This is a genomic window from Bradyrhizobium sp. (assembly GCF_019244115.1).
Classification (GTDB): Bacteria; Pseudomonadota; Alphaproteobacteria; order Rhizobiales; family Xanthobacteraceae; genus Bradyrhizobium.
Genome location: NZ_JAFATE010000792.1, coordinates 1 through 2,496, shown reverse-complemented (window position 1 = coordinate 2,496; position 2,496 = coordinate 1). Strand labels below are relative to the sequence as shown.

Sequence of the window (2,496 nt, the reverse complement as noted above, 5' to 3'; positions counted from 1 at the left end):
ATAGTGGTGACGACAAGACTGGTCATGTGGCGACCAGCTCGGCGATGATCTCGCCGGCCTCCGCGGCGCGATCCTGCTCGGCGAAGCTCTTTGCATCGATCGCGTAAAAATTGATGCGGTCGCCGGGCTCGAGCAGGAAAGTCGGCTCGCGGCGCAGCTGATAGGTCCGCACCGGTGTTCGGCCGAGCAGGTGCCAGCCGCTCGGGCCGGCGAGACACTGGATGCCGGTCTGCACGCCGCCGATCGAGATGGTGCCGGCGGGCGTGAGCAGGCGCGGGTTCTGCCGGCGTGGCATGTGCAGGGACGGCGCGAGGCCGCTGAGATACGACCATCCCGGCGTGAAACCGATCATCGCCACGCGATAATCGCCTGCCGTGTGCCGTGCCACGATCTCGTCCGGTGTGGTGCCGCGCGCCTTTGCGACATCGTCCAGATCGATGCCGTTCTCGCCGCCATAGGCGACCGGAACGCGCCAGCGGCGCGGCTGCGTCGCAACGGATGCAGGCACTTGCGCGCGCACCAGCAGCGCTCGGCCGAGCGCATCGAAATCGACGCGGCCGGGATCGTAATGCACCAGCAGCGAGCGATAGGTCGGCACCGTTTCGGTGATGCCCTCAATCGGCGCCTCGGTCAGCGCGCGGTCGAGCGCCAGCACGCGTTGGTTGGCAGTATCGTCGATGGTTTTGGAGAACTCCACCGTAATGGCACTGTCGCCACTCGGCAGAAGGCGGGGCGGGGCGAGGGGCATGGCCTCTTCAGGGGAGCGCGGGCGAAGGCTTAGATCTGTAGCGCCTTTCGGAAGCCGGGGAAATCAAAAATCCCTCGCAAGTTCAATAAATTAATCCGATATCGTGTGATAAACCGCAATTATCCGCGCGCGCACGACAGCTCTGCGCTCATGGCTCGGCCGCACCACTTGACGCGATCCGCGCACACCGCAAGATGCGGCTCGCTTTTCCCCTGAAAGAACAGCCCCGAGCCCTCGATGTCCCTGAGCCAAGAAGCGATCAAAACCCTTTCGCACGTCACCACCGCCACGATCACCACCGTTCTGCTCAAGAAGGGCCTGCGAAACGTGTGGATGCGCGGCGCGCGTCCGCTGAAGTTGGGCCAGGCGCGCCTGGTCGGCGAGGCCTTCACCCTACGCTTCGTGCCCGCGCGTGAAGATTTGGCGACGCCGGAATCCTGGTCGTCGCCGATCTCGACGCGCACCGCGATCGAGACGATGCCGGAAGGCTGCATTGCCGTGGTCGATGCGATGGGCATCACCGATGCCGGCATCTTTGGCGACATTCTTTGCGCACGCATGGTCAAGCGCGGCGTGACAGCGCTGATCACGGACGGTGTGGTGCGCGATGTCGAAGGCGTGCTCGGCACGGGGCTGCCGGTGTGGTGCGACGGCTATGCCGCGCCGCCGTCAGTCGCGGGGCTCACTTTCGTCGGCTGGGACCAGCCGATCGGATGCGGCGGTGTTGCCGTGTTTCCCAAGGACATCGTCGTGGCCGACCAGGACGGTGCGGTGCTGATCCCGCAGGCGATGCTTGATCATGTGCTGGCCGAAGGTCCCGAGCAGGAGCGCATGGAGGCCTGGATTGTCGACGAGGTGAAGAACGGCGCGGTGCTGCCCGGCCTCTATCCGATGAATGCCGAGACCAAAGCGCGCTACGCCGCGTCGAAGAAGTGAATTCCTGGCTAGGGTGGGCAAAGCGAAGCGTGCCCGCCGTTTCTGCTGATCCGTCTTTCAATTGATGGTGGACACGGCGCAAGAGCGTCTTTGCCCACCCTACCGACTACCCGACGACGAACAGCTGACATACAGGGAGGACTCATGGATATCCATCTCGCCGGATCGCGGCCGACGCGGCGCGCGCCAAAGGAAAGCTTTACGGGCACGGTCTGGCAGGACCCGATCATCACGCCGCAGCCGCCGATGCAGCTCAATTCGAGCCGCGTCGCGTTCGAGCCGGGCGCGCGGACCGCATGGCATACGCATCCCCTCGGGCAGACACTGTATGTGATCCAGGGCGTCGGCCGCGTGCAGGCCAAGGGCGGCCCGATCCGCGAGATCAAGCCCGGCGATGTCGTGTGGATTCCGCCGGGCGAGAAGCACTGGCATGGCGCGGCGCCGACCACCGGCATGGTCCACATCGCCATGCAGGAGGCGCTCCAGGGCAGCCATGTGACATGGATGGAGCATGTGACCGACGAGGAATATTCCGCGCCGGTTGGGTAGTGCTTGAGCGGCCGCGGCTGCGCGTGTGGTGCGGCGGCATGCCGACAAAACGGAAGCCCGGCCGAAGCCGGGCTTCTGCATCCGTCTTTCGCATCCGTCAGTTCACGCGCGTCCACGTCTGGCCGCCGCAAAACATGCCGCCGAAGGCGCAGCCCTGCACCCGCAGCGCGTTGGCGCCGATCAGGCCGATGGTGGAATCATAGGTGCTGCCGGTGTTGGGATCGAGAATCCGGCCGCTCCATTTCTGGTCCTTGCCCTGTTTC

At 65.2% G+C, this 2,496-nt stretch carries 4 protein-coding genes; 2 read left to right on the top strand and 2 right to left on the bottom strand.

Annotation, left to right across the window (positions count from 1 at the left end):
• Window positions 1-22: 22 nt before the first annotated feature.
• Window positions 23-748 carry a 5-oxoprolinase subunit PxpB gene (pxpB, locus tag JOZ76_RS33655; protein ID WP_291705693.1) on the bottom strand — a complete coding sequence of 242 codons (726 nt, stop codon included), beginning with the start codon at window positions 746-748 and terminating at the stop codon, window positions 23-25.
• A gap of 237 nt (window positions 749-985) precedes the next feature.
• Between pxpB and JOZ76_RS33650 the strand changes: the two genes are divergently transcribed.
• Entirely contained in the window at window positions 986-1,684 is a 699-nt protein-coding gene (locus JOZ76_RS33650; RefSeq protein ID WP_291705692.1) for a ribonuclease activity regulator RraA, read from the top strand.
• A 144-nt stretch (window positions 1,685-1,828) separates the two neighbouring features.
• Window positions 1,829-2,233 carry a (R)-mandelonitrile lyase gene (locus JOZ76_RS33645; RefSeq protein WP_291705691.1) on the top strand — a complete coding sequence of 135 codons (405 nt, stop codon included), beginning with the start codon at window positions 1,829-1,831 and terminating at the stop codon, window positions 2,231-2,233.
• 97 nt (window positions 2,234-2,330) lie between these two features.
• On the opposite strand, the gene JOZ76_RS33640 is transcribed toward JOZ76_RS33645, so the two are convergent.
• Window positions 2,331-2,496 (bottom strand): DUF2147 domain-containing protein (locus tag JOZ76_RS33640; protein WP_291705694.1); only part of this gene is annotated, 166 nt, incomplete at its 5' end.

Coding starts and splice junctions, on each gene's coding strand:
- pxpB (WP_291705693.1), bottom strand. CDS start 748: ATGCCCCTCGCCCCGCCCCGCCTTCTGCCGAGTGGCGACAGTGCCATT.
- JOZ76_RS33645 (WP_291705691.1), top strand. CDS start 1,829: ATGGATATCCATCTCGCCGGATCGCGGCCGACGCGGCGCGCGCCAAAG.
- JOZ76_RS33650 (WP_291705692.1), top strand. CDS start 986: ATGTCCCTGAGCCAAGAAGCGATCAAAACCCTTTCGCACGTCACCACC.